21 protein-coding genes and 8 tRNA genes are annotated in these 24,521 nt (G+C 72.2%); 13 read left to right on the top strand and 16 right to left on the bottom strand.

Features of this window, described 5'->3' with window-relative positions:
• Window positions 1-13 precede the first annotated feature (13 nt).
• Window positions 14-2,221 (top strand): elongation factor G-like protein EF-G2, encoded by a 2,208-nt coding sequence (locus tag ACFY1P_RS15010; RefSeq protein ID WP_390750819.1) that lies wholly within the window; start codon window positions 14-16, stop codon window positions 2,219-2,221.
• Window positions 2,222-2,386: 165 nt separating this feature from the next.
• On the top strand, window positions 2,387-4,039 hold the full coding sequence (locus tag ACFY1P_RS15005; protein WP_361522448.1) for a hypothetical protein: 1,653 nt from the start codon (window positions 2,387-2,389) through the stop codon (window positions 4,037-4,039).
• A gap of 100 nt (window positions 4,040-4,139) precedes the next feature.
• On the opposite strand, the gene ACFY1P_RS15000 is transcribed toward ACFY1P_RS15005, so the two are convergent.
• The 6 genes from ACFY1P_RS15000 to ACFY1P_RS14975 form a co-directional block, all read right to left on the bottom strand.
• Window positions 4,140-5,363: a hypothetical protein gene (locus ACFY1P_RS15000; protein WP_390750818.1), complete on the bottom strand. Its 1,224-nt coding sequence runs from the start codon at window positions 5,361-5,363 to the stop codon at window positions 4,140-4,142.
• Window positions 5,360-6,148, bottom strand: a complete 789-nt coding sequence (locus tag ACFY1P_RS14995) for a polysaccharide deacetylase family protein (RefSeq protein WP_361522454.1) — start codon at window positions 6,146-6,148, stop codon at window positions 5,360-5,362. Before ACFY1P_RS14995 ends, ACFY1P_RS15000 begins: the two co-directional genes overlap by 4 nt.
• 103 nt (window positions 6,149-6,251) lie before the next feature.
• Complete coding sequence (locus tag ACFY1P_RS14990; RefSeq protein WP_361522457.1) at window positions 6,252-6,815, bottom strand: HIT domain-containing protein; 564 nt, start codon at window positions 6,813-6,815, stop codon at window positions 6,252-6,254.
• Between the two features lie 83 nt (window positions 6,816-6,898).
• On the bottom strand, window positions 6,899-8,878 hold the full coding sequence (gene thrS / locus ACFY1P_RS14985; protein ID WP_361522460.1) for a threonine--tRNA ligase: 1,980 nt from the start codon (window positions 8,876-8,878) through the stop codon (window positions 6,899-6,901).
• A 121-nt stretch (window positions 8,879-8,999) separates the two neighbouring features.
• Window positions 9,000-10,181: a hypothetical protein gene (locus tag ACFY1P_RS14980; RefSeq protein ID WP_390750817.1), complete on the bottom strand. Its 1,182-nt coding sequence runs from the start codon at window positions 10,179-10,181 to the stop codon at window positions 9,000-9,002.
• Window positions 10,181-10,849: a DUF4365 domain-containing protein gene (locus ACFY1P_RS14975; protein ID WP_390750816.1), complete on the bottom strand. Its 669-nt coding sequence runs from the start codon at window positions 10,847-10,849 to the stop codon at window positions 10,181-10,183. Before ACFY1P_RS14975 ends, ACFY1P_RS14980 begins: the two co-directional genes overlap by 1 nt.
• Window positions 10,850-11,018: 169 nt before the next feature.
• On the opposite strand from ACFY1P_RS14975, the gene ACFY1P_RS14970 reads away from it, so the two are divergent.
• On the top strand, window positions 11,019-11,741 hold the full coding sequence (locus tag ACFY1P_RS14970) for a 3'-5' exonuclease (protein ID WP_361522468.1): 723 nt from the start codon (window positions 11,019-11,021) through the stop codon (window positions 11,739-11,741).
• A gap of 88 nt (window positions 11,742-11,829) precedes the next feature.
• On the opposite strand, the gene ACFY1P_RS14965 is transcribed toward ACFY1P_RS14970, so the two are convergent.
• The 3 genes from ACFY1P_RS14965 to ACFY1P_RS14955 form a co-directional block, all read right to left on the bottom strand.
• Window positions 11,830-11,901: transfer RNA gene (locus tag ACFY1P_RS14965), tRNA-Val, on the bottom strand.
• A gap of 62 nt (window positions 11,902-11,963) precedes the next feature.
• Window positions 11,964-12,446, bottom strand: a complete 483-nt coding sequence (locus tag ACFY1P_RS14960; protein ID WP_390750815.1) for an SRPBCC family protein — start codon at window positions 12,444-12,446, stop codon at window positions 11,964-11,966.
• Between the two features lie 67 nt (window positions 12,447-12,513).
• Window positions 12,514-12,585 (bottom strand) — tRNA-Val (locus tag ACFY1P_RS14955).
• 488 nt (window positions 12,586-13,073) lie between these two features.
• Between ACFY1P_RS14955 and ACFY1P_RS14950 the strand changes: the two genes are divergently transcribed.
• Together ACFY1P_RS14950 and ACFY1P_RS14945 are read left to right on the top strand one after the other, a co-directional pair.
• Window positions 13,074-13,487 (top strand): SsgA family sporulation/cell division regulator, encoded by a 414-nt coding sequence (locus ACFY1P_RS14950; RefSeq protein WP_003959770.1) that lies wholly within the window; start codon window positions 13,074-13,076, stop codon window positions 13,485-13,487.
• Between the two features lie 200 nt (window positions 13,488-13,687).
• Entirely contained in the window at window positions 13,688-14,254 is a 567-nt protein-coding gene (locus tag ACFY1P_RS14945; protein ID WP_361522474.1) for a CGNR zinc finger domain-containing protein, read from the top strand.
• A 174-nt stretch (window positions 14,255-14,428) separates the two neighbouring features.
• On the opposite strand, the gene ACFY1P_RS14940 is transcribed toward ACFY1P_RS14945, so the two are convergent.
• Window positions 14,429-14,887, bottom strand: coding sequence for a hypothetical protein (locus ACFY1P_RS14940; protein WP_361522477.1), 459 nt, complete (start codon window positions 14,885-14,887; stop codon window positions 14,429-14,431).
• Between the two features lie 190 nt (window positions 14,888-15,077).
• Between ACFY1P_RS14940 and ACFY1P_RS14935 the strand changes: the two genes are divergently transcribed.
• A complete protein-coding gene (locus tag ACFY1P_RS14935) occupies window positions 15,078-15,593 on the top strand; it encodes a DsbA family protein (RefSeq protein ID WP_361522480.1) in 516 nt (171 codons plus the stop codon).
• Window positions 15,594-16,259: 666 nt separating this feature from the next.
• On the opposite strand, the gene ACFY1P_RS14930 is transcribed toward ACFY1P_RS14935, so the two are convergent.
• From ACFY1P_RS14930 to ACFY1P_RS14920, 3 genes are read right to left on the bottom strand one after another with little or no spacing between them, the layout of a single operon-like run.
• On the bottom strand, window positions 16,260-17,087 hold the full coding sequence (locus ACFY1P_RS14930; protein ID WP_361534795.1) for a GNAT family N-acetyltransferase: 828 nt from the start codon (window positions 17,085-17,087) through the stop codon (window positions 16,260-16,262).
• 40 nt (window positions 17,088-17,127) lie between these two features.
• A complete protein-coding gene (locus ACFY1P_RS14925) occupies window positions 17,128-17,949 on the bottom strand; it encodes an aminotransferase class IV (RefSeq protein ID WP_390750814.1) in 822 nt (273 codons plus the stop codon).
• Window positions 17,946-19,001, bottom strand: a complete 1,056-nt coding sequence (locus ACFY1P_RS14920; protein ID WP_390750860.1) for a chorismate-binding protein — start codon at window positions 18,999-19,001, stop codon at window positions 17,946-17,948. Before ACFY1P_RS14920 ends, ACFY1P_RS14925 begins: the two co-directional genes overlap by 4 nt.
• Window positions 19,002-19,164: 163 nt before the next feature.
• Here ACFY1P_RS14920 and ACFY1P_RS14915 point away from each other — a divergent pair.
• The 6 genes from ACFY1P_RS14915 (at window position 19,165) to ACFY1P_RS14890 (ending at window position 19,697) form a co-directional block, all read left to right on the top strand.
• A tRNA-Gly gene (locus ACFY1P_RS14915) sits at window positions 19,165-19,237 on the top strand.
• Window positions 19,238-19,274: 37 nt separating this feature from the next.
• Window positions 19,275-19,348, top strand: a tRNA-Cys gene (locus tag ACFY1P_RS14910).
• 1 nt (window position 19,349) lies between these two features.
• Window positions 19,350-19,424: transfer RNA gene (locus ACFY1P_RS14905), tRNA-Val, on the top strand.
• Between the two features lie 20 nt (window positions 19,425-19,444).
• Window positions 19,445-19,516: transfer RNA gene (locus tag ACFY1P_RS14900), tRNA-Val, on the top strand.
• Window positions 19,517-19,530: 14 nt separating this feature from the next.
• Window positions 19,531-19,602: transfer RNA gene (locus ACFY1P_RS14895), tRNA-Val, on the top strand.
• A gap of 23 nt (window positions 19,603-19,625) precedes the next feature.
• Window positions 19,626-19,697, top strand: a tRNA-Val gene (locus ACFY1P_RS14890).
• Window positions 19,698-19,885: 188 nt separating this feature from the next.
• Here the strand turns inward: ACFY1P_RS14890 and ACFY1P_RS14885 are convergent.
• On the bottom strand, window positions 19,886-20,092 hold the full coding sequence (locus ACFY1P_RS14885; RefSeq protein WP_361534801.1) for a hypothetical protein: 207 nt from the start codon (window positions 20,090-20,092) through the stop codon (window positions 19,886-19,888).
• A 611-nt stretch (window positions 20,093-20,703) separates the two neighbouring features.
• Between ACFY1P_RS14885 and ACFY1P_RS14880 the strand changes: the two genes are divergently transcribed.
• The gene (locus ACFY1P_RS14880) at window positions 20,704-21,981 is read left to right on the top strand and encodes a serine/threonine-protein kinase (protein ID WP_390750859.1); all 1,278 of its coding nucleotides are present in this window, start codon (window positions 20,704-20,706) and stop codon (window positions 21,979-21,981) included.
• Between the two features lie 13 nt (window positions 21,982-21,994).
• Here ACFY1P_RS14880 and ACFY1P_RS14875 read toward each other — a convergent pair whose 3' ends face one another.
• Entirely contained in the window at window positions 21,995-22,813 is an 819-nt protein-coding gene (locus ACFY1P_RS14875; RefSeq protein WP_361535613.1) for an RNA methyltransferase, read from the bottom strand.
• Between the two features lie 31 nt (window positions 22,814-22,844).
• Entirely contained in the window at window positions 22,845-24,083 is a 1,239-nt protein-coding gene (gene cobA, locus ACFY1P_RS14870) for a uroporphyrinogen-III C-methyltransferase (RefSeq protein ID WP_390750813.1), read from the bottom strand.
• Window positions 24,084-24,521 lie beyond the last annotated feature (438 nt).

The raw sequence follows: 24,521 nt of genomic DNA, 5'->3' as shown, positions 1-24,521 counted from the left end.
AGGCGGGACACACATGGGCGAGAAGACGGGCACGTACCCAGGGGCCGCGGGCAGGGCGGTATCGGCCGACCGGCCGAGCCAGGTGCGCAACGTGGTGCTGGTCGGCCACAGCGGCTCCGGAAAGACCACACTCGTGGAAGCACTGGCCCTGGCCACCGGAGCCGTCAACCGGGCGGGCCGGGTCGAGGACGGCGGCGCCCTCTCCGACTACGACGAGATCGAGCACCGCCAGCAGCGCTCCGTACAGCTGTCCCTGGTCCCCGTCGAATGGGCCGGGATCAAGATCAATCTCCTGGACGCACCCGGTTACGCCGACTTCGTCGGCGAGCTGAGGGCCGGTCTGCGCGCCGCGGACGCGGCCCTCTTCGTCGTCTCCGCCGCCGAGGGCACCGAGGGCATCACCGGCGCCACCCGCATGGTCTGGGAGGAATGCGCCGCCGTCGGCATGCCCCGCGCCATCGTGATCACCCACCTGGAGGCCGCGCGCGCCGACTTCGAGGCGATGACCGAGACCTGCCGCACCGCCTTCGGCGACGACTCCCCGGACCGGGTGCTCCCGCTCTACCTCCCCCTGCACGGCCCCGAGGGCCCCGACGGCCACCGCACCGTCGCGGGCCTGATCGGCCTCCTCTCCCAGAGCGTCCTCGACTACTCCTCGGGCGAACGCGCCGAGGCCGCCCCCGGCCCCGACCAGCTCCCCCTCATCGCGGCGGCCCGCAACCGGCTCATCGAGGGCATCATCGCCGAGAGCGAGGACGAGACCCTCATGGACCGCTATCTCAGCGGCGAGGAGATCGACGTCAAGACCCTCGTCGAGGACCTCGAACGCGCCGTCGCGCGCGGCACCTTCCACCCCGTCCTCGCCGCCGCCCCCGCCCCCGAGGGCGCCCGCCAGGGCCTGGGCACCGTCGAACTGCTGGAACTGATCACCGGCGGCTTCCCCACCCCCCTGGAGCGCGCGGCCCCCGCCGTCACCACCCCCGACGGCCGCCCCCACGCCCCCCTCACCTGCGACCCCGCCGGCCCGCTCGCCGCTGAGGTCGTCAAGACCTCCTCCGACCCCTACGTCGGCCGGATCTCCCTCGTCCGCGTCTTCTCCGGCACCCTGCGCCCCGACGAGACCGTGCACGTCTCCGGCCACGGCCTCGCGGACCGCGGCCACGAGGACCACGACGTCGACGAACGCGTCGGTGCCCTCTCCTCCCCCTTCGGCAAGCACCAGCGCCAGCTGAACCAGGCCATCGCCGGCGACATCGCCTGCGTCGCCAAGCTCGGCCACGCCGAGACCGGCGACACCCTCTCCGCCAGGAACACCCCGCTCCTGATGGAGCCCTGGCAGATGCCCGACCCCCTGCTGCCCGTGGCCATCCAGGCCCACAGCAAGGCCGACGAGGACAAGCTCTCCCAGGGCCTGGCCCGCCTCGTCGCCGAAGACCCCACCATGCGCCTCGAACAGAACCAGCACACCCACCAGGTCGTCCTGTGGTGCCTGGGCGAGGCCCACCGCGACGTCGCCCTGGAGCGCCTGCGCACCCGCTTCGGCGTACGCGTCGACACCGTCCCGCACAAGGTCTCCCTCCGCGAGACCTTCGGCTCCAAGGCCACCGGCCGCGGCCGCCACGTCAAACAGTCCGGCGGCCACGGCCAGTACGCCATCTGCGAGATCGAGGTCGAACCGCTCCCCGGCGGCTCCGGCATCGAATTCGTCGACAAAGTGGTGGGCGGCGCCGTCCCCCGCCAGTTCATCCCCTCCGTCGAGAAGGGCGTACGGGCCCAGGCCGCCCGCGGCGTCGCCGCCGGATATCCCCTCGTCGACGTCCGCGTCACCCTTCTCGACGGCAAGGCCCACTCCGTCGACTCCTCCGACGCCGCCTTCCAGACCGCCGGCGCCCTCGCCCTGCGCGAAGCCGCCGCCGACACCCGCATCCACCTCCTCGAACCCGTCGCCGAGCTGGAGATCCTCGTCTCCGACGACTACGTCGGCCCCGTCATGAGCGACCTCTCCGGCCGCCGCGGCCGCGTCGTCGGCACCGAGCAGTCCGGCAGCGGCCGCACCCTCGTACGGGCCGAGGTCCCCGAGATCGAGATCGGCCGCTACGCCGTCGACCTGCGCTCCCTCTCCCACGGCACCGGCCGCTTCACCCGCACCTACGCCCGCCACGAACCGATGCCCCCTCAGCTCGCGGAACGCATCGGCGAACTCACCGAGAACGGAGCATAGTTCGCAAGCCGCCCGCCCCAACTCCACAGGGGCGGGCGGCTTTGCGATCTCCGGCGACAGCCGGCACCCCGCCCGGATACGCTGGATACGCGGACCAACACGTATGACACGGGCGGCCGTCGGAAGCGGCAGCGTAATCGGGCATGCGCGGCATTGGGGGCAGCAGTGGCAGCAGGGGATCCGTTCGACTTCAGCCCGGGCGCACAGATCCCGCTCTCGGGCTCCTCGGGGCAGACCGCCGCGACCCAGGCACTCGCCTCGGCCGCCTACCGCGACGGCCCCGTCGACGAACTCCTCAAGGCCAACTCCGACTGGGCCACCTCCGAGGTCAAACCGCCCCGCATCTCCCTCTTCGAGCCCAACCTCGGCGAGGCCTTCTCCCGCGCCGTGCAGCTCCGCGTCCTCGGCGGCGGCCGCAAACCCCTCATCCAGTCCTTCGGCCTCGACCCCCAGCCCGTCGTCGAACACTGCCTCGCCGCCAGCCGCATCCGCAAACAGCGCGACATCCGCCTCACCGTCATCATGCTCGTCGCCGGACTGCTCTTCCTCCCCGGCGTCCTCCTCTGGCTGGGCGCCTTCCAACTGCGCCGCTCCCTCGCGGGCGCGCAGAACAAGAAGGCCGGCGCCCTCGGCATGGCCCTCCTCGCCGCCCTCGCCATCGGCGCCGTCATCTTCCTGATCAAGCTGCCCTTCCACGGCTTCCTGGGCATCTATCTCCGCGCCATGCTCATCGCCCCCCTCATCGGCGGCTTCCTCGCCCACCGCGTCTGCGAGAACACCGCCAAGGACCTCCGCGACCGCTGGAGCGGACTCCTCTCCGGCGGCGGCATCGGCGCCAAGATCCCCGAAGCCGTCCCCAAGAACCCCGGCGAGACCGCCGCCGAGCGCCTGCGCCAGTCCCTGGAGCGGCTCGCCGCCGAACAGCACAGCAACGTCGTCTTCTACGCCGGCCCCAAGGGCATACTCGGCATGGGCACCCGCTGGGGCAGCTGGCAGCTCGCCGAGGAGCTCGTCCCCGCCGACCCCGAGAAGGAGATCAACCCCTTCCGCAGCTGGGACGTCATCCGCGCCATCCACGACCAGCTCCGCCTCCTCGAGCGCAGCCCCCTGCACACCGGCGGCTTCCCCACCCCCGCCGTCGAGCACTGGGTGGTCTCCCCCGTCGGCGAGGGCGCCGGCGCCGTCTCCCGCCCCGAAGGCACCGACGGCTTCCAGATACGGGGCGCGGAGCTCCAGAAGATCTGCAACGAGCAGCAGTTCGGCGCCGGCAGCAGGCACTATCTGGGCGTGCAGTTCGTCCTCTGGGACGGCCAGCTCGTCATCACCCTCCTGATCACCGTCACCGTCCTGCACAAGACCCTGCGCATCGAGGTCACCGGCCACGCCCTCGGCCCCGTCCACGGCCTCTTCATGGGCAAGCCCTCACCCCGCACGAAGACCGTCACCAAGACCGTCAAGTTCTGGGAGACCCGCACCAGGAACCTGTCGATCGTGCCCGCCAAGGAGGTCGTCCGGCTCACCGCCCGCGCCCCCCTCACGTGGTATCCGCCCCTCCTGGAGTTCTGGGGCGGCAAGCTCGTCCTGCCCGAGCCCTTCGGCCTGCGCCACGCCTGGGCCGACAAGCCCTGGCGCCACCGCTTCATGGCCGACGACGCCCTGCGCGCCACCACCCCGGTCCTCCGCGTCGTCCACGAGGCCGCCCTCCGCGTCCTCGCGGAGAACGGCGTGAACACCGAGCGCTTCGCAGGCCGCGCCATGAACCTCAGCGGCGCGATCCAGGACCCCCAGCCGCGCGCCGCCGACGTCTACAACGCCTGAGCGCTCCGCTGGAAACCGGTGCGTCATCAAGCCCGCTTGAAATCGGTAAGGCGGCCCCGAGGGGCCGCCCCGCCGTTGACTCACCGTCAATCGCCGCACATCACCGGAAGATCCCGGTGTGCCCCAGCGAATACCGCCCCGGCTGCGGATAGACCGCCAGCCCGTGCGGCCCCGCGCCCACCGGGATCTTGGCGATCAGATGCCCGTCACTCGTGTCGATCGCGTACACCTCCGAGTCATAACGCCCCGACAGCCACAGCACCTTGCCGTCCGCCGACACCCCGCCCATGTCCGGACTGCCACCGCCCGGCAGCTCCCACTTCTCCACCAGCTTGCGACTCGGCAGATCCAGCACCGAGATCGAACCCTCACCCCGGTTCGAGATGTACATCGACTTCGAGTCCCGGCTGACGTACAGCCCGTGCGCGCCCTTGCCCGTGGGCATCAGCCACGGCTCCGTGAACTTGTCACCGTCCAGCACCCAGATGCCGTCCGCCATCATGTCCGCGATGTACCACGTCCTGCCGTCCGAGGAGATCTTCACGTCCTGCGGCATGGCCCCGTCGAACGGCAGCTTCTGCTGGCCGATGACCTTCATCTTCGCCGTGTCGACCTTGAGCAGTTCCCCCGAGAACTCGCAGGAGACGATGAAATACTTCCCGTCCGGCGAGAAGTCCGCGTGGTTGACCCCCTTGCACTTCACCGGCTCCGTCTTCTTCCGCCGCATGGTGTGCGCGTCACGGAAGACCAGCTCCCGGTCCATCGACGCCATCACCACGGCGTATTTCCCGTCGGGCGTGAAGTAGAGGTTGTACGGATCGTGCACGTCGACCGGCTTCCCCGCCTTGCCGGTCGCCGGGTCGATGGGCGTCAGGGTGTGCCCCCGGTCGTTGTTGACCCACAGCGTCTTCAGATCCCACGACGGCACCACGTGCTGCGGCTGGGCACCCACCGGGATCGTCTCGATCACCTTGTACGTCTTGGGGTCGATGACACTCACCGAATCCGACTCCGTGTTGGGCACGTACACCCGCGACGGGAAGTCCTTCACCACCGGCGACAGCAGATTCGGCCGGTCCGCCGCGTACAGGTCGTGCGGATCCAGCAGCGGCGGCATCCCCGGCAGCCCCTGCGGGACCGCCTGCGCCTTGCGGTGCGTGCCTTCACGCGGATGCGTGCCGGCCGCCTCGTCACCGGAATCCCCGCCGCAGCCGGAGACCAGAAGAGCACCGGCGGCCGCACACAGCAACGTCAGCCGGAGACGAGAACGGCGAAGGGAGCGAGGAGAGCGACGGCAGTGTCGGTCGTACGAGGACTGGATCATCGGGTCAGCAGCTCCGTAGTCGTCACCGCACGCAGACCGCGGCGGTGCAGGCCGTCGAGGATCGCGGGCAGCGCGGCCACCGTGCCGTCGTGCCCGAAGTGCAGGCTCACGACCGACCCCGGCCGCACCGCGCCCAGCACCGTACGCCGGACCGCCTCCGCGCCGGGGTCGGTGTAGTCGAGGGAGTCCACGTCGTAGGAGAGGACGTGCTCGTAGCCCGCCTTGCGCGCCAGCCCGGTCACCCGATCCGTGGCGAACTGCGCGCGCGACGGCCGGAACCAGCGCCCGATCCCGCCCGTCAGCCGGCGCAGCCGGTCCGCGCACCGGGTGATCTCCGCATAGGCATCGGCCTCGCCCATCGCCGAGATGTCGAGGTGGCGCATGGTGTGGTTGCCCAGCTCGTGACCGCCGTCGAGGATCCGGTGCGCCATCTTGGGCTGGGCGTCGAGCCACTCGCCGACCGCGAGCACGGTCACCCGGGCCCCGGCCCGCTCGGCCTCGCCAAGCAGCGCGGTCGCGGACCGCGGATCGCCCTGGCCGTGGAAGGTGAGCGCGACGGCGGTGCCCGTACGGGGCCCGTGCTCGATCTGTACGGGCAGCCCCGGCGGAAGCGCCGCCGGGGCCGGCGGCGACCCGGACGGCCGGGGCGGCGCCGTCGACCGTACGGACGGGTCGGCGGCCCGGGGGCCGGGAGACCCGTCGTCCCGGCCGCAGCCCACGGCGGCCCCGGCGAGGGCGCCCCCGGCGGCCGCGCGCAACACGGTACGGCGGTGAAGGAAAGTCACCGCTCCATTAGAACTTCTTGTTATTAAGACTTTGGGAGATTTGCCCGCTTTTCACGGACGCGTGTCACCGTCCGCCCGGGTATACGGGTGAACCCGGCCAATCTCAGGCCGCGGCGGGCCAGGCGTCCGCGAGCATCTTGCGGGTGTCCGCGAGCAGTTGGGGCAGCACCTTGGTGTGGCCGACGACCGGCATGAAATTGGTGTCGCCGCCCCAGCGCGGAACCACGTGCTGGTGCAGGTGAGCGGCGATGCCCGCGCCCGCCGCGTCGCCCTGGTTCATGCCGATGTTGAAACCGTGCGCCCCGGAGGCGGCGCGCAGCGCGGCCATCGCCCGCTTGGTGAAGTCGGCGAGCTCCAGCGTCTCGGCCTCGTCGAGCTCGGTGTAGTCGGCGACATGGCGGAACGGGACGACCATGAGGTGCCCGCCGTTGTACGGGTAGAGATTCAGCACCGCGTAGACGCGCTCGCCCCGCGCGACGATCAAGCCGTCTTCGTCGGACTTGGCCGGAATCGAACAGAACGGACAGCCGTCACCGGCACCCGGGCCGCTCGGCTTGTTCTCCCCTTGGATGTACGCCATCCGGTGGGGCGTCCACAGACGCTGGAACGCGTCCGGGGACCCTACTCCGATCTGCTGTTCTGGCTCAGTCGTCATGCGGGCCAGCATATTCCTCGGCGAGTGTGCGGAGAGGGGCGGCCCTGGCGGGCCGCCCCTCGCTCAGCCCCGCGGTGGCGGGGCGCACAGCTTCGTCACACCTGGACGCGACGCTCCACGACGTCGACGAGCTCGGCCAATGCCATGTCGCGCGGAATGCCATTCTTCTGCGAACCGTCGCGGTAGCGGAAGGACACCGTCCCGGCCTGCATGTCGTCGTCACCGACGATGATCATGAACGGGACCTTCATGCGCTGCTGGTTGCGGATCTTCTTCTGCATGCGGTCCGAAGATGCGTCCACCTCGACCCGCAGGCCCTTCCGCTTCGCCTCGGCCGCGAACTCCTGGAGATACTCCACGTGCGCGTCGCCGATCGGGATGCCGACCGCCTGGACCGGGGCCAGCCACGCCGGGAACGCGCCCGCGTAGTGCTCCAGCAGCACGCCGAAGAACCGCTCGATGCTGCCGAACAGCGCACGGTGGATCATGACCGGCTGCTGGCGCGAGCCGTCCGCCGCCGTGTACTCCAGGCCGAAGCGCGCGGGCTGGTTGAAGTCGACCTGGAGGGTCGACATCTGCCAGGACCGGCCGATCGCGTCGCGCGCCTGCACCGAGATCTTCGGGCCGTAGAACGCGGCACCGCCCGGGTCCGGGACCAGCGGGAGGCCCTGCTTCTCGGCGGCCTGGCGGAGCGCCTCGGTGGCCTCCTCCCACGCCTCGTCCGAGCCGATGAACTTGTCCGACTCGGGGTCGCGGGTCGAGAGCTCCAGCTCGAAGTCGGTCAGACCGTAGTCACGGAGCAGGTCGAGCACGAAGGTGAGGAGCGTGTCGAGCTCCTCCGGCATCTGCTCCTTGGTGCAGTAGATGTGCGAGTCGTCCTGGGTGAAGCCGCGGGACCGGGTCAGGCCGTGGACGACGCCCGACTTCTCGTAGCGGTACACGGTGCCGAACTCGAACAACCGCAGGGGCAGCTCACGGTACGACCGGCCGCGCGACTTGAAGATCAAGTTGTGCATCGGGCAGTTCATGGCCTTGAGGCGGTAGTTCTGCCCGTCGAACTCGATGGGCGGGAACATGCCCTCCGCGTAGTGCGGCAGGTGCCCGGACGTCTCGAAGAGGTGTTCCTTCGTGATGTGCGGGGTGTTCACGAACTCGTAGCCCGCGTCCTCGTGCTGCTTGCGCGAGTAGGTCTCCATCTCCTTGCGGATCACGCCACCCCTGGGGTGGAAGACCGCGAGGCCCGGGCCCAGCTCGTCGGGGAAGGAGAACAGGTCCAGCTCGGCACCGAGCTTACGGTGGTCGCGGCGCTCGGCCTCGGCCAGGAACTCCAGGTGCGCCTTCAGCTCGTCCTTCGACGGCCACGCGGTGCCGTAGATGCGCTGGAGCTGCTTGTTCTTCTCGCTGCCGCGCCAGTAGGCCGACGCGTTCCTCATGAGCTTGAACGCCGGGATGAACCGCGTGGTCGGCAGGTGCGGGCCACGGCAGAGGTCGCGCCAGCACAGCTCGCCGGTCTTCGCGTCGAGGTTGTCGTAGATGGTGAGCTCGCCCGCGCCCACCTCGACGTCCGCGCCGTCGTCGTGCGAGGCGGAGCCCTTGAGGCCGATCAGCTCCAGCTTGTACGGCTCGTCCGCGAGCTCCTCGCGGGCGGCCTCGTCGGTGACCACGCGGCGGGAGAACTTCTGGCCCCGCTTCTGGATCTCCTGCATCTTCTTCTCGATGGCCTTGAGGTCATCGGGGTGGAAGGGCTTCTCGACGTCGAAGTCGTAGTAGAAGCCGTCCTTGACCGGCGGGCCGATGCCCAGCTTGGCCTCGGGGAAGAGCTCCTGCACGGCCTGCGCCATGACGTGCGCGGTGGAGTGGCGCAGGATGTCCAGGCCGTCCTTGGAGGAGATCTCGACGGGCTCGACCTCCTCGCCGTCGGCGACGACGTACGCGAGGTCCTTCAGCTCGCCCGCGACGCGCGCGGCGACGACGGTGCGCTCACCGGCGAACAGGTCGGCGGCCGTAGTGCCCGTCGTCACCACGCGCTCTTCCCGCTCGGAATCGCGATGGATGATCACACGGACGTCTGACACCGGTCTCTCCTGACTCAAGGGGCGCGACAGTGGACACTGCGCGCCTGAATCGTACCGAGCCCGGCCCCCTGCTCGCGAAACGGTTTACCGCCCCGTGCGGGAGGCACCGGACTCGGTCCGGTCAGCCGCCCCCGCAGCCCTCGTCGAAGAAGTCGGGATTCTCCTGCAACGTCTTGAGCAGGCGGTCCCGCTCGGCGTCGTCCACGGTCAGCGGCATGACGCCCGCCGCGTCGGCCAGCCGCCGGAATCCGCCCCGGCTCTCCAGCCGTCCGCTCACCCGGACCGGCAGCCCCAGCAGGTGCGCGTGGCCGGCGATGCGGTAGTCGTCCTCGCCGAGCGCGATCCGCACCTGGGTCACCTCCGCTCCCGTGAGCACCCGGAGCCGCACCACGCCCGTCCCGCCGGGGCGGTCGCGGCGCATCCGCACCACGGTCCCGGTGAGGTGCACGGGCACCGAGGGCTCGTTGCGGATGTAGCGGGCGCCCGCCTCGCGAAGGACGGGCAGGTCGCCGGGCGAGAACTCCACCGGCTCGGGGTGCGCGGCGAAGCCCTCGGGCGGGCCGGCCGTCGGGGACCAGTGCAGGTCCATCCGGATGCCCTCGGAGCCGCGTACGAGCGTGATGATCGCCTCGGTCAGTTCCTGGCACACCCCCGCCTCGACGGCGGACTCGAACGCCTCCCGGCCGCCGGTGGCGCGCTGGTAGTCGGTGGCGTCGCGGGTCGCGTAGAGGGCGCGGAGCAGGGCGGTGGTGACGGGCCGGCCGGTGCGGTCGTGTTCGTCGGGGCCGATCGGGACGAAGACCGTCAGCTCGCGGCCGCCCGGCGCGGGGCCGACGAGCAGCCGGTCCAGGGCGGCCTCGGCGCGGCGGCGGTGGCGGGCCCCGTGGTAGCCGGCCGGCTCGTGGGCGGCGAGGGCGGCGGCGAGCAGCATCGCGCGCGCCCCTGCCCGTAACCGCTCCTGGGCCGCCCAGACGGCGGCCGGTATGCCGGGATCGGGCACCTCGCGCCGCCAGCGGATCTCGTCGCCCGGCACGCGCAGGGAGAGGAGGATGTCGCGCGCGGAGGGGTCGGGGCTGCGTTCGAGGGCGGTGAGTGCCTCGGTGAGCAGGTCGGCGCTGTCGGGGTAGCCGCGGCTCTCCGGGAGCAGCAGGCTGGTGCCGGTGCCGTCGGGTGGGGTCCAGCGGCTGTACGCGCCGGGGGTGCCGCCGCGCCGCCGCCAGCCGTGGCGGGCGAGCAGGGCGCCGAGGACGGCGGGGTCGGGCGGGGCGGGGGGTCGTGCGGAGCGGTGGCTCGGCCGGTGCATCAGGGTCTCCCTCCCGCCCCGACCCGCGTCATGATCTCGCAGAGCGCGCGGTCGTCGAAGATGCGTGTGGTCGGGATGCGCACGGTGGTCCTGGTCCTGCCGGTCACCGGGTGTCCCGCGAGGTTGGTCCAGTAGCAGCAGTGCCGCAGTTCGAGGCCGTCGTGTCCGGCGCGGAGCCAGTCGTCGCGGACGCGGGGCACGATCATCACCACGAGGATCTTGTGCACCGAGACAGGGGTGCGGGCGAGCTTGGCCAGCTGGTCGTTGTCGAGGGTGAAGGCGAAGGTGGGGGCGGAGGCCGCGGCCGGGCGGGCGTCGAGCAGGTCGGTGCGGGTGCCCGGTGGTCTGGCCGGGCGAGGGCCGGGGCGGGCGGGGAGCCGGGGGGCCAGCTGGTAGGTGGCCTTGAGCTGGACCTTGATGGTGACTTCGTCGTCGACGGTGTGGCCGGGGGCGCTGTGGCTGACGTGCCAGTCGATGCCGTAGTCGGGGAAGGGCTGGGCCAGGGAGCAGCCGGCGGCCGCGGCGACGGCGTGCAGATAGCCGACCTGGAGTGTCTCCATGCAGGCGGTGGTGGCGAGTGCGCCGCGTGCGGAGGCGGGCGGTTCCGGCCGGTCCCGCCTCCCGTTCGCGGGGGACAGCCCGCCCCGTTCGGGCTGCGGGAAGGCCATGTCCGAATCCCTCCGGGCGTCGTCGGACCCTTCGATCCGTACATCTGTGTTGTCTCCTTTGCAACTCCACTGCAAACAAGGGCGGTTCGCGTGGCGGATTACCCGGGTATCACCTCGCGGGGAGGGCCAAATCACGCCATTCGGCAGACAAGCGCGAGGAGTTGTGCACATGTGCTGGTTCGAGGGACCACTCGCCGCTTTCGACACCGAGACCACGGGAGTCGATGTCGAGCACGACCGGATCGTCTCGGCTGCGCTGGTGGTGCAGTCGTCGGAGGGGGCGACGCCGCTGGTCACGCGCTGGCTGGTGGATCCGGGGGTTCCCGTGCCGCCGGGGGCGACGGCGATACACGGCCTGACGGACGAGCACCTCCAGCGGAACGGGCGCTGGCCGGCGCCGGTGATGGAGGAGGTGGCGCGGGCGCTGGCCGAGCAGTCGGCGCGCGGCATACCCCTGGTGGTGATGAACGCGCCGTTCGATCTGACGCTGCTGGACCGGGAGTTGCGGCGGCACCGGGCCTCGACGCTGGCGAGGTATCTCGGTCCGAACGCGCTGTGCGTGCTGGATCCGTGGGTGCTGGACAAGCACCTGGACCGCTATCGCAAGGGCCGTCGCACGCTGACGGATCTGTGTGCGCAGTACGGCGTGGAGCTGACGGGTGCGCACGAGGCGGCGGCGGACGCGCTGGCTTCGCTGGAGGTCGTGCGGGCGGTGGGCCGTCGTTTCGCGGCGCGGCTGGAGCGGCTGACGCCGGTGGAGCTGCACGCGCGGCAGGCGGTGTGGCACGCGGCACAGGCGCGGGGGCTCCAGGCGTGGTTCGCCCGGAACGGCTCGGAGGAGTCGTGCGACCCGGCGTGGCCGCTGCGGCCGGAGCTGCCCGCCGCGGCGTGAGGGGTGGCGGGGGCCGTTGGGAGCTGACGGCAGGCCGCCGCCAACGCACAAGGCCGGTGCGTCAGTTGACGCACCGGCCTTCTCGGGGTGGGCGATACTGGGTTCGAACCAGTGACCTCTTCGGTGTGAACGAAGCGCTCTCCCACTGAGCTAATCGCCCGAGTGTTTCTCGGGGTCTCCCCCGGGAACGGACTGAACAATACAGGCCGTGGCGGCGCTTCATCAAATTCGGTCGGCTCCGGCCTCCAGCCGGGTGCGCAGCCCTCGCCGCCCGGCGCGCATCATCCAGGCGTGATTGGCGACGAAGAGCGGTCGCGCGGGTATCGCGAGGCGCCGCATCAGGGGCCTGCGCACCTCGACGTCCTGCTCGAAACGGGCCTGGCTGCCGGTGCGCCCGTGCGGCAGGACGGTCCAGCGCGCCCAGCCCTCCAGGTCGCCGCTCATGGCGATCTCCAGGGTGCGGGCGACGGGGTCGCGGCGGGCGCCGTGGACGGCGAAGGCCAGCTCGTACGGGAGGAAGGAGCGGACCCGGAGGGTGCCGGTGTCGGTGCCGGTGCGCCTGGCCTCCCGCACCTGGGGCCACCAGGAGGGATAGCTCTCCGCGAGCTCCAGGCAGTCGTAGAGGGCCTCGGGGGTGACGGTGAAGGTCCACGTGGCACGGAAGCGGTACCGGTTCGGGGTGAGCAGCACCGACGGCAGGGGCATGGGCTCAGGACACACCTAAAAACCGAGGGTCCGCAAGGGGTGAACCTTGCGGACCCTCGGTCCTGTGTGGGCGATACTGGGATCGAACCAGTGACCTCTTCGGTGTGAACGAAGCGCTCTCCCGCTGAGCTAATCGCCCGGGCGCACCGCAAACATTACCGCATGTCAGACGGTGTTCGGTACCGGCCGGGGCAGGGCTCGGCGGCGGGCGTTCCACGGCATGGTCATGCCGGCCGACGCCGGGCAGAGGCAGCACGACGACGCCGGCCACGAAGACCCCACCCGTCCGCCGAGGCGCACGGCACGGGAGCGCCGGACGGACCGCGAGCCGAGGGCCGGCGGCGGCGCCGTGGTCCGCTCCCCGAACGCGGGTGCCTCGGCCCGACCGCCGGCCGCCGTCGCGCGGGGCCGCCGCTCGTCACTGTCCGCATTCATACTCCTCGACGAACCGGATCTCACCGCATCTCACCGGAATGGCGGTATTCGCCGGAGAACGGCTCCGCCGTACGAGGTATCCGAACAGCCTCAAATCGGTCAGAGGGGTTTACAACGGCACCGTAGGTGGCATGTCGATTTCGCCGACGTGCGAATCCCCGAGCGCACACTGAGCGAAAGGCCCTGGCGCTTATGAACACCACGGTCAGCTGCGAGCTGCACCTGCGCCTCGTCGTGTCGAGCGAATCCTCACTGCCTGTTCCCGCAGGCCTGCGGTACGACACGGCCGATCCGTATGCCGTGCACGCCACCTTCCACACCGGAGCCGAAGAGACGGTCGAGTGGGTCTTCGCCAGAGACCTGCTCGCCGAGGGTCTGCACCGGCCCACCGGCACCGGCGACGTCCGTGTCTGGCCGTCCCGCAGCCACGGTCAGGGCGTCGTCTGCATCGCCCTCAGCTCGCCCGAGGGCGAGGCCCTGCTGGAGGCCCCGGCGCGGGCCCTGGAGTCGTTCCTGAAGCGGACCGACGCCGCGGTGCCGCCGGGCACCGAGCACCGTCACTTCGACCTGGATACGGAGCTCTCGCACATCCTGGCCGAGAGCTGAGCCCGGGCCGGGGCTGACACCGGCGCGCCCGCCCACTCGGGGGGTCGGGTGCGCACATCTCGCACAGTGCGGGCCGTACGGCGCCGTCACCGCGGATCCACCGCGGGCGACGGCGCCGTCGCGTTGTGGAGCCGCTAGAGTCGGTCCTCCGATCGAACACATGCCGCCCCAACCCCCGTCGGCCAGGGAGCGAACGAACCGTGCTGATCAACCACGACACCCGGTGCGCGCTCGACGCCGTGGTGGACCTCGTGAACACCGCGACCGCGGGGCCCGAGGGCGGTCCGCCGGACGCGCTCGCCGGCCTCGCCGAGTTGCGGCAGTTCGTCGAGCGGCACGACATCAGCGGTGTGGGCACCCTCGGTCAGCGGGATCTGGTGGCCGTGCGGGCGGTGCGGGAGCGGTTCGCACTGGCGTTCGCCGCCGAGGACTCGACGACGCTGGCGGAGTTGCTGAACGCCATGGTGGCCGAGGCCGGCACGACGCCCCGGCTGACCGACCACGACGGCTACGACTGGCATGTGCACTACTTCGCGCCGGGCGCCTCGCTGGCCGAGCACCTCGCCGCGGACGGCGGGATGGCGCTGGCCTTCCTCGTGGTGGCGGGCGAGCGGGAGCGGCTGCGGCGCTGCGAGGCGCCGGACTGCGGGCGCGCCTTCGTGGACCTCTCCCGCAACCGTTCGCGCCGCTACTGTGACGGGCGCACCTGCGGGAACCGGCTCCACGTGGCGGCCTACCGGGCCCGCCGCAAGGAAGCCACGAGCTGACGGAGGCGTCCGTTCCGGAGAGATGTGCGAAGAGCGCCGGAACAACGCACGGAAAAGCGGGCGGGGAAATGCGGGAACGCGCACGGAAAGCCGCTTCAGAGGGCCCCGGAATCCGTCGCCCGGAGCATCCATATCTGACGAACCGACAAGCGGGCGGCCGCCGGGGCGGGTTGGCTAAATGCCGTGCTTTTTCAGAATCGCCTCGATATCCGAGAAGTCGTCAGCTCCGCCCGTCTGCTTACCCTTGGCCTGAGGTCGGGTCACGGTGCGCGACGGATCCAGTGACGGAGCGGAGGCACCGGGGGCCAGCGCCTCGCGACTCGCGGCCGCCTCGGCGGCCTTGCGCTCCTTGCGGCCCGCCTTCCCGCCGTCGGCTCCGCGCCGCTCCACCGCTCTGGTGATCATGAAGAGCACGGCCGAGAGCGCCAGCACGCCGAAGCCCAGCCAGACCCCGGGGTCGAAGACCAGGCCGGTGAGCCACCGCAGGATCCCCGTCATGGCCAGGCCGACCGGGACGAGGGCGAACGCTGCTATTCGGGTCGCGGCGAGGAAGCGCTTGCGGTACGCCGTGAGCGCCGCGATGCCCAGGCCGGCCACGGACACCGCCGTGGCACAGAAAGTCGAGGCCAGCATCCTGCTCCTCCTGCTTCTCGCGCTGCGCGGGGGCTCCCCGGGCGGGGCGCCTCCTTCCATCCTGCACCGGGCCGCGCCGCATCGGCCACGACCGGCCGGGGACTCCGGGAGATCTGGGGGTCATCTCGGGGGCGCGCTCCTCCCCAGGGCTGACGCGCCCCCCGGCCGCCCTGGCTGGGAGACTGGCCCCATGAGCGACACCAACACCGGCACCACCGCGCGTGCCACCCTCGACGTCTGGTGCGAGTTGCAGTGCCCGGACTGCCGTACGGCCCTCACCGACCTGCGTGCCCTGCGCGAGCGCTACGGCGACCGGCTGGACATCCGGCTGCGGCACTTCCCGCTGGAGAAGCACAAGCACTCCTACGCCGCCGCGCAGGCCGCCGAGGAGGCCGCCGAGCAGGGCAAGGCGTGGCCGTACGCGGAGGCGGTGCTGGCCCGCGTGGAGGAGCTGGCCGCCCGGGGCGACGAGCTGCTCGTCGAGGTGGCGGGCGAGCTGGGCCTGGACGCCGACGAGGTGGACACGGCGCTGATCGACGGCCGCCACCTGCTGATCGTCGACGCGGACCAGGCGGAGGGCAAGGCGATCGGTGTGAAGGGCACGCCGACGTATGTCATCGGCGGCGAGCTCCTGGACGGCAGCAAGTCGCAGGAGGGCTTGCGGGCTCGCGTGGAGGAGATCGCGGACGGCTTGCTCTCGGGCTAGCGGCGGTTGGCGCCTGCGGTGGGCCTTTCCCCCTACCTCGCCCCTTCCCGGCTGCGTCCGATGTGCGGCTCCGCCGCGGGGGGGCGCTGCCCCAGACCCCCGGGTGCGGGCCGGTGGGCGCCTGCGGCGCTTTCTTCCCCTACCCCGCCCCTTCCCGGCTGCGTCTCATTTGCGGCTCCGCCGCGTGGGGGGCTCTGCCCCAGACCCCGAGCTGCGGGTCCGTTGCCTCCCCCAGCTACCGCTGGGAGGTGCCCCCAGCGGCGGGAGCGCACTGCGGGCGCGTCCTCAAACTCCCCCAGCTACCTCCCCCAGACTCCGTCCGGGGGTGCCCCCAGAGGTGCCCCCAACGGGCTGAAAGAAAAGGTGGCGCGCCCGGGCTGGAATGAGCGCCGCAGACCGGCGAAAGGAAAGGCGCACCCCACAACCCGCACTTGCCCTCCGGCGGGAGGGGGTGGGGTCGGAGGGTGGGGTTCTGGAACGCGGTGCGACTTCACAGCACCCAACACGCCTCACAGCAACCGCACCGCGTTCCAGGTCCCCAGCCCGGAGGGCCCACCCCCGGCACCCACCACACACCCAAGCCCGGCCGGCGATTGAGGCCACGCCCGAAGGGCGTCCCGCCGCAGGCGCAAACCAACCCGCACCCAGACGGGCAACCCCCAACCGCTAAAGCAGCCGCTTAGAGAAGTGGAGTTCCACGCTCCGGTAGCCGAGCGACTCGTACAGCCGCAAAGCGACCGCGTTGCCCGCGAAGACGTTCAGACCCAGCGCCGCCGCCCCGGCGGCACCCGCCTCCGTCTCGGCCAGCAGCATCAGGGAGCGGCCGTGGCCCCTCCCCCGGTGTTCCTCGGCGACCTCGACGTCGAAGACATACGCGTCCGGCTCGCCCAGGCGGCCGGTCCAGAGCGTGCCGACCGGCGTGCCGTGGTGGGTGAGGACCCGCAGCGCCGCGTCCGTGGTGTCCAGACCGTCGGGGAGGAACCGGCGGTGGTCGGCCAGGGCCTTGGCGTGCGCCTGGTCGGCGGGCACGCCGAGGTTGATCCAGGTCCGCGCGTACTTCTCCAGCCCGCGCGCCGCCCAGGCCGTGAATTCGGCCTCGGTCATCCGCCGCCCCTCCGTGCCCTCGGGCAGCGGGGGCGCGGAGGCGGCGAGCGGCTTGGTCATGTTGCGGTTGCGTTCGACGTAGCCCAGGGCGCCCGCGAGCCCGAGGGCCACCTCGGCGTCCGCGGGGACGGACACCTCGACGCGTTCGCACCCCCAGCCGCGCAGGACCTCCTCGGCGGCGAGGGCGGCCACGGTGCCGCGCCCGCGGTGCCGGTCCCGTTCGTCGATCCCCAGCCGGAGTATCCGGCCGGCCCGGGGGCCGAAGCGTTCGTCGGTGGCCAGGTCGACGCGGCCGACCGGTCTGCTGTTGACGCAGACCTCGTACGACCGGGACCGGACTCCGGCGGCGGTGCGCTGTTCGGGTGCGGTGGGGCGCAGAGTGGTGGTCACGGAGTTTTTGTACCTGCCCCGCGCCCGTACGTCACGGGCTTTACGGATCGATGTCCGCCGCCGAGCGTTCCTCGAAGATCCGCGCGGCCTTGGCGGTCACCGGGCCGGGCGCGGCGGGCAGGGCGCGGCCGTCGACGGCGGTGACGGCCTGGACGTCGCGCAGGGTGGAGGTCAGGAAGACCTCCTCGGCGTGCTCCAGGACGTCGGCGGGCAGGGTCGTCTCCTGTGCGCCGGTCCACTCCAGGACGAGGGCGCGGGTGATCCCGCCGAGGCAGCCGGAGGCGAGGGGCGGGGTGTGGAGTTCGCCGTCGAGGACGACGAAGACGTTGGAGCCGGTGCCCTCGCAGAGGTCTCCCACGGTGTTGGCGAAGAGGGCCTCGGTGGCGCCGTGTTCGCGGGCGCGGGCGAGGGCGACGACGTTCTCGGCGTACGAGGTGGACTTGAGCCCGGCGAGCGCGCCGCGTTCGTTGCGGGTCCAGGGCACGGTGACGACGGTGGTGGTGTCGGGCCGCCGGATGGTCGGGCCGAGGGCGACGACGAGCGTGGGGGCGGTGGCCTCGCGGTCGGAGCCGAGCGGGGCGAGGCCGCCGGTGTAGGTGATCCGGAGCCTGCCGAGCGGCATGGGGTTGGCGTCGAGCACCGCCGCGCAGGCCCGGCGGACCTCGTCGAGGTCGGGAGCGGGCAGGCCGAGGCCGCGGGCGGAGTCGGCCAGCCTGGTGAGGTGGCGGGTCAGGGCGAAGGGGCGGCCGTGGACGGCCTTGAGCGTCTCGAAGACGCCGTCGCCGACCGTCAGCCCGTGATCGAAGACCGAGACCCGGGCGCTGTCCTCGTCGTGCAGGGAGCCGTTGAGCCAGATCGTCACCGTTTCGTCCCTCCGAGCGGCTGGTGTGTGCCCGACGCTATCGCGAGCAGTCGGGAGGCTTTCAGTTCCGTCTCGGCCCACTCCCGCTCGGGGTCCGAGCCCCAGGTGATCCCGGCGCCGGTGCCGAAGCGCAGGGTGGGGCGGGAGGTGCGGTCGATCCAGAAGGTGCGGATGCCCACGGCGAGTTCCCCGGTGCCGCGGTCGGCGTCGACCCAGCCGACACCGCCGCAGTACGGGCCGCGGGGCGCGGTCTCCAGCGACCGGATGATGTCCATGGCGCTGGACTTGGGGGCGCCGGTGACCGAGCCGGGCGGGAAGGTGGCGGCGAAGAGGCCGGCCCATCCGGCGCCGTCGGCGAGGGTGCCGCGCACGGTGGAGACGAGGTGGACCAGGCCGGGGTGCGGTTCGACCGCGCAGAGTGCGGGCACGGTCACGGACCCGGTGGCGCAGACTCGCCCGAGGTCGTTGCGGACGAGGTCCACGATCATGACGTTCTCGGCGTGGTCCTTCTCCAGGAGGTCCGCCGCGGTGCGGCCGGTGCCCTTGATCGGCCCGGATTCCACCGCGCGGCCGCTGCGGCGCAGATAGAGCTCCGGGGAGGCGGTCGCGACCTCCACGCCGTGGGCGGGGAGGCGGACGGTGCCCGCGTAGGGGGCGGGGTTGCCCTGGGCGAGGAGCGCGGTCAGGGCGTCGATGTCGGCGGGGGTGCCGTCGGCGGTGTCCGGCAGGGGCGCGCTGAGGACGCGGCAGAGGTTGGCCTGGTAGACCTCGCCGGCCGCGATGTGCTCGCGTATGCGGCGCACGCCCGCGACGTAGGCGGCCCGGTCCAGGGAGGACGTCCAGTCCTCGCGCGCGGGGCCGCGCCAGCGGCCGGGGACGGCCGTGGGGGCGGGCGCGGGCCGTACGTCCCCGAAGCGGGCGCACAGCAGCCCTCCCTCGAAGTCCGCGACCACCGCCCACCAGCCCGTGGAGTCCAGGGCTGCCGGGTCGCGGGTGACGTCGCGGAGATCGGTGGCGAGGAGGCCGCCGAAGCGGGCCATCGGGAGGGACATCGGAGGGGAGCTGTGCACGTCAACGAGTCTATGGCGGGGCCACGCCGGGTGGCCGGGACGGACAATCAGCGCAGCACGCTGCGGAAACGGAATTTGAGCTGGCGCTGGAATCCGCTAGAGTTCAACACGTCGCCGGGACGCGGAAGCGAAACGGACAGACACTGCGGACGTAGCTCAGTTGGTAGAGCACCACCTTGCCAAGGTGGATGTCGCGAGTTCGAGTCTCGTCGTCCGCTCGCAGTCTGGGGGATCTTCCCGAACCCCCGCACTCCTGGTGGAGTGGCCGAGAGGCGAGGCAACGGCCTGCAAAGCCGTCTACACGGGTTCAAATCCCGTCTCCACCTCCAAGGACGATTAGCTCAGCGGGAGAGCGCTTCCCTGACACGGAAGAGGTCACTGGTTCAATCCCAGTATCGTCCACCAAGGTCCGCACGGACCTTCCCGCGCGATTAGCTCAGCGGGAGAGCGCTTCCCTGACACGGAAGAGGTCACTGGTTCAATCCCAGTATCGCGCACGCAGCAGCATCCCGGACGATTAGCTCAGCGGGAGAGCGCTTCCCTGACACGGAAGAGGTCACTGGTTCAATCCCAGTATCGTCCACCGAGATCCGCACGGATCTCCCCGCGCGATTAGCTCAGCGGGAGAGCGCTTCCCTGACACGGAAGAGGTCACTGGTTCAATCCCAGTATCGCGCACACCGATCGGCCGGAGGCCGGGGCATCATGCTCCGGCCTCCGGCCGTTTTCGTGCCGGGACGCGCGAGGGGCCGGGCACCTCCCCAGGTGCCCGGCCCGTCGTGCCGTCCGTCGTTTCCCCCGTCCCCACGGGGTTGATCAGCCGGTCCTGTCCCCGGCCCGGGCCGCTCTCCCGGGCCCGGGGCGCCTCAGCGCCCCAGCATTCCGGCCACGGACGACGCTTGTACGACGACGGCGTCCCAGCCGCCGAAGATCACGGCGAGGAATCCCGCGAGGGGCAGCACCATGGCCGCCGCGACGAGGGGGTGGCGGGTGCCGGACGGACGGGGGCCGAAGGCGTCGACAGCCCGCTGGGCCTGCGCCCGGATGACCGAACGTCCCGCGGTTCCCGCCATGGTCCTCTCCCGCCGTGCGTCCCTCTGCCGCCGGTCACGCCTGCCGTGATCGACGAGCGGCGGGCGTCTGACCTCGGGGGACGAGTGCGTTCACCCGCCGCTCTTCCTCAAACACTAGGCGCGGGGGGCCGCGGGGTCGTCATGCCCTCGTACCGATTGCCGGGCCTCCCGGAGGATGAGCGGCCCGGTGCGGCTACTCCTCTGGTTGGAGACCGGCGGGCCGGATCCCGGGGTCTTCCCGGAAGGGGCGCGCGGGGCGCGTACGCCCGCCAGGGCGTGACTTCGCTCACTTCCGGCGCACGCCGCCGCTGAGTGATCTTCATCTTTTCCGCTCCCCCGCCGGTGGCCGTTCCACACGCCCCGGCCGCGTCCGCCGGGCTCGCGGGGAGCGTGTCCGACGGGTCGGCAGGCCGCCCAATCCCCCTTCTCCGGCCGCCGCTTGGGCGATCGCGCCCGCCTTGGCCGTACGCAACCCGCTCCCCCGGGCCGGGCGTCGGGGATTCCCCGGGGCTCCGGCAAACCGGTCGCCGACGCATGCGCGGCCTATCAGCGCGTGCGCCCGGCAATCCGTAAGCTGGGCACGTCAGACGGACCGGGCAGCGGGGATGAAGATGGCGATGATGCGGCTCCGGCGCGAGGACCCGCGTGTCGTCGGCTCGTTCCGGCTTCACCGCCGGCTGGGCGCGGGCGGCATGGGCGTGGTGTACCTCGGCTCCGACCGGCGCGGACAGCGGGTGGCACTCAAGGTGATCCGGCCGGACCTGGCCGAGGACCAGGAGTTCCGGTCGCGGTTCGCGCGCGAGGTGCAGGCGGCCCGGCGGATCCGCGGCGGGTGCACGGCCCGGCTGGTGGCCGCCGATCTGGACGCGGACCGCCCGTGGTTCGCCACGCAGTACGTACCGGGCCCCTCGCTGCACGACAAGGTGAACGAGGAGGGGCCGCTGTCGGCGGCTCAGACCGCCTCCATCGGGGCGGCGTTGGCCGAAGGTCTGCTGGCCGTGCACGACGCGGGGGTGGTGCACCGCGACCTGAAGCCGTCGAACATCCTGCTGTCGCCCAAGGGTCCGCGCATCATCGACTTCGGCATCGCCTGGGCGACCGGGGCGAGCACGCTGACGCACGTCGGTACGGCGGTCGGCTCGCCCGGCTTCCTCGCGCCCGAGCAGGTGCGCGGCGCTGCCGTGACGCCGGCGACGGACGTCTTCGCGCTGGGGGCGACCCTGGCGTACGCCTCGATGGCGGACTCGCCCTTCGGCCAGGGCAGTTCGGAGGTCATGCTCTACCGCGTCGTGCACGAGGAACCGCAGCTCATGGCCGTGCCGGACGCGTTGGCGCCACTGGTGCACGCGTGCCTGGCCAAGGATCCCGAGGAGCGGCCGAGCACGCTCCAGCTGTCGCTGCGGCTGAAGGAGATCGCGGCGCGCGAGGCGCACGGGGTGACGGACGGCAGGCATCCGTCGGTGCGCCGGGAGCCCGAACGCCCGTCGGGCCGCCGGGCCGCGGAGTACGCGGAGCAGCGCACCGAGCGGCGTACGGTCCAGGCGCAGACGCCGCGCCCGCAGCCACCGCGCCAGTCCGGCCCGGCGCGGCCTGCGGTGCCGCGCCCGGCGGGCCGGCCCGGCGGGCCGCGTGGTGCGGGGCGGGGCGGAGTCCGGCCCGGTGCGCGGACGGGGTCCGGCGCCCGGCGTCCGGGGCCGGACCGGCGGTTGCTGCGGCAGCGCCTGACGGTCTTCGTCGTGGTGACGCTGCTGGTCGCGCTGGGCATCGCGGTGGCGCAGGGCTGTCAGGGCCCCGCGCACAGCATGGGTGAGCTCCCCCGGGTGCCCGTGACGTCACAGGGCCCGGCGGCGGCGCCTGGTGACGTGCCGTCGGCTCCGGGCCCTTCCTGACGTCCCGTCGGGGTCAGCTCTCCGGGCGGCCGGTCGTCACGGCGTAGAAGGCCACGGCCGCGGCCGCGCCGACGTTGAGGGAGTCGATGCCGTGGGCCATGGGGATGCGCACCCATTCGTCGGCGGCCCGCAGGGCGCGGGCGGACAGGCCGTCACCTTCCGCGCCGAGCATGAGCGCCACCCGGTCGAGCCGGTGCGGGGCGGCGGCGTCCATGGAGACGGCCTTCTCGTCCGGGGTGAGGGCCAGGACCTTGAACCCGGCCGTACGGACGGTCTCCAGGTCGTGCGGCCAGGTCTCCAGGCGGGCGTAGGGCACGGAGAAGACGGCGCCCATGGAGACCTTCACGGAGCGCCGGTAGAGCGGGTCGGCGCAGTCCGGCGAGAGCAGGACGGCGTCCATGCCGAGTGCTGCCGCGCTGCGGAAGATCGCGCCGATGTTCGTATGGTCCACGAGGCTCTCGAGAACCGCGACGCGCCGGGCGTCCCGCAGCAGTTCGCCGGCGTCCGGGAGCGGCTTGCGCGCCATGGAGGCGAGGGCGCCGCGGTGGACGTGATAGCCGGTGACCCGCTCGGCGAGTTCGGGGGTGACGGTGTAGACGGGGGCGTCGGCGGCCTCGATGACGTCGCGCATGACGTCCACCCACTTGGCCGTGAGCAGCATGGACCGCATCGCGTACCCGGCCTGCCCGGCGCGCCTGATGACCTTCTCGCCCTCGGCGATGAAGAGCCCCTCGGCGGGCTCGCGCCTGCGCCGCAGCTCGACGTCGGTGAGGCCGGTGTAGTCGTGGAGCCGGGGGTCGGCGGGGTCGTCGATGGTGATGAGCTCGGCCATGCTGTGTCCTGGTCCTCGTTGGTGCTGCGGGTCAGCCGCGGGGTTCCGGGCCGACCGTCACGACGTCGCCGACCACGATGACGGCCGGGGGACGTATGCCCTCGGCCGCGACCCGCTCCCCCGCTGTGGCGAGGGTCGCGTCGACGCGGCGCTGGGCGGCGGTGGTGCCTTCCTGGATCACCGCGACGGGTGTCCCGGCGGGGCGGCCGTGCCGGATGAGGGTGGCGGCGATGGCGCCGATGTTCTCCACCGACATCAGGAGCACGAGGGTGCCGCGCAGCTTGGCGACGGCGGCCCAGTCGACGAGGGAGCGCTCGTCGTCGGGGGCGACGTGGCCGCTGACGACGGTGAACTCGTGGGCCACGCCCCGGTGGGTGACGGGGATCCCGGCCGCGGCGGGCACGCTGATGGTGGAGGAGATGCCGGGTACGACGGTGCAGGGGATGCCCTCGTCGGCCAGCGCCTGGACCTCTTCCATGCCGCGGCCGAAGACGTAGGGGTCGCCGCCCTTGAGCCGGACCACGTTCTTCCCCGCGCGGGCGTGCTCGACGAGGGCGTTGTTGATGACCTCCTGGGCCATGAACCGGCCGTACGGGATCTTCGCCGCGTCGATCACCTCGACGTGCGGCGGGAGTTCGTCGAGGAGGTCGCGGGGGCCGAGGCGGTCGGCGATGACCACGTCGGCCTCGGCGAGCAGCCTGCGGCCGCGCACGGTGATCAGGTCGGGGTCGCCGGGGCCGCCGCCGACGAGGGCGACGCTGCCGGTGCCGCCGCTCGCGCGGTAGCGCGGGGCGGCGAGGGAGCCGTCGCGCAGGCCCTCCACGACGGCGTCGCGCACGGCGGCGGAGCGGCGCGGGTCCTGGCCGGTCAGCACGGCGACGGTGACGCCCTCGCTGCGGCCGGTGGCCGGGGTCCAGGCGGTGGCCGCCTCGGCGTCGTCGCTGCGGACGGCCCAGACGCGGCGGGCCTCGGCTTCGGCGGAGGCCGCTTCGTTGGCGGCCGGGTCGTCGGTGGAGATCAGGGCGTACCAGGCCCCGTCCAGGTCACCGCCCTGATAGCGACGGCGCTCCCAGCGGAACGCGCCGGTCCCGGCCAGCGCCTCGACGGAGGGGGTGGCGGACGGGGAGATCAGCAGCACGTCCGCGCCGGCCGCGAGGAGGGCGGGCAGCCGGCGCTGGGCGACCTGCCCGGCACCGAGGACGACGACGCGCCGGCCGGAGAGGCGAAGTCCGACGGGGTATGCGGTTTCGCTGGGCGCGTGCGGTGCCATGATCTCCTCCGGAGCGGCTGGTCAGAGTGCTGGTGACACTCTATGGGCTCCCTCAATGGGGCTCGGTCCCTGTCCGGTTTCCACACGGTTAACTGGGGCGCTGCCCCAGACCCCGATGCGCGGGTCCGTTGCCGCCTGCGGCGGAGAGCGCCCTTCGGGCGCGTCCTCAAACGCCGGACGGGCTAAAAGAAAGGCAAGAAGGGCGTGCCCGGGCTGGAATGAACGCCCCGGACGGGCGAAAAGAAAAGCACGGCGCACCCCACAACCCGCACTCACCCACCGGCGGGAGGGGGTGGGGTCGGAGGGTGGGGTTCTGGAACGCGGTGCGTCGGCACGGCACTCAATACGCCTTACGGTGCCCGCACCGCGTTCCAGGTTCCCAGCCCGGAGGCCCCGCCCCCGGCACCCACCACACACCCAGCCCGGCCGGCGCTTGAG

Source organism: Streptomyces sp. NPDC001407 (genome assembly GCF_042895325.1).
Taxonomy (GTDB): Bacteria; Actinomycetota; Actinomycetes; order Streptomycetales; family Streptomycetaceae; genus Streptomyces.
This window is presented reverse-complemented; position numbering and strand designations above follow the sequence as displayed.

What these genes read in the sequence shown, in the direction of transcription:
- ACFY1P_RS14940 (WP_361522477.1), bottom strand. Translation starts at nt 14,887, where the DNA reads ATGCTGGCCTCGACTTTCTGTGCCACGGCGGTGTCCGTGGCCGGCCTG.
- ACFY1P_RS14950 (WP_003959770.1), top strand. Translation starts at nt 13,074, where the DNA reads ATGAACACCACGGTCAGCTGCGAGCTGCACCTGCGCCTCGTCGTGTCG.
- ACFY1P_RS14885 (WP_361534801.1), bottom strand. Translation starts at nt 20,092, where the DNA reads ATGGCGGGAACCGCGGGACGTTCGGTCATCCGGGCGCAGGCCCAGCGG.
- ACFY1P_RS14960 (WP_390750815.1), bottom strand. Translation starts at nt 12,446, where the DNA reads ATGCCCCTGCCGTCGGTGCTGCTCACCCCGAACCGGTACCGCTTCCGT.
- ACFY1P_RS14875 (WP_361535613.1), bottom strand. Translation starts at nt 22,813, where the DNA reads ATGGCCGAGCTCATCACCATCGACGACCCCGCCGACCCCCGGCTCCAC.
- ACFY1P_RS14980 (WP_390750817.1), bottom strand. Translation starts at nt 10,181, where the DNA reads ATGCACCGGCCGAGCCACCGCTCCGCACGACCCCCCGCCCCGCCCGAC.
- ACFY1P_RS14990 (WP_361522457.1), bottom strand. Translation starts at nt 6,815, where the DNA reads ATGCTGGCCCGCATGACGACTGAGCCAGAACAGCAGATCGGAGTAGGG.
- ACFY1P_RS14880 (WP_390750859.1), top strand. Translation starts at nt 20,704, where the DNA reads ATGGCGATGATGCGGCTCCGGCGCGAGGACCCGCGTGTCGTCGGCTCG.
- ACFY1P_RS14970 (WP_361522468.1), top strand. Translation starts at nt 11,019, where the DNA reads ATGTGCTGGTTCGAGGGACCACTCGCCGCTTTCGACACCGAGACCACG.
- ACFY1P_RS14975 (WP_390750816.1), bottom strand. Translation starts at nt 10,849, where the DNA reads ATGGCCTTCCCGCAGCCCGAACGGGGCGGGCTGTCCCCCGCGAACGGG.
- ACFY1P_RS15010 (WP_390750819.1), top strand. Translation starts at nt 14, where the DNA reads ATGGGCGAGAAGACGGGCACGTACCCAGGGGCCGCGGGCAGGGCGGTA.
- cobA (WP_390750813.1), bottom strand. Translation starts at nt 24,083, where the DNA reads ATGGCACCGCACGCGCCCAGCGAAACCGCATACCCCGTCGGACTTCGC.
- ACFY1P_RS14935 (WP_361522480.1), top strand. Translation starts at nt 15,078, where the DNA reads ATGAGCGACACCAACACCGGCACCACCGCGCGTGCCACCCTCGACGTC.
- ACFY1P_RS14920 (WP_390750860.1), bottom strand. Translation starts at nt 19,001, where the DNA reads ATGTCCCTCCCGATGGCCCGCTTCGGCGGCCTCCTCGCCACCGATCTC.
- ACFY1P_RS15000 (WP_390750818.1), bottom strand. Translation starts at nt 5,363, where the DNA reads ATGATCCAGTCCTCGTACGACCGACACTGCCGTCGCTCTCCTCGCTCC.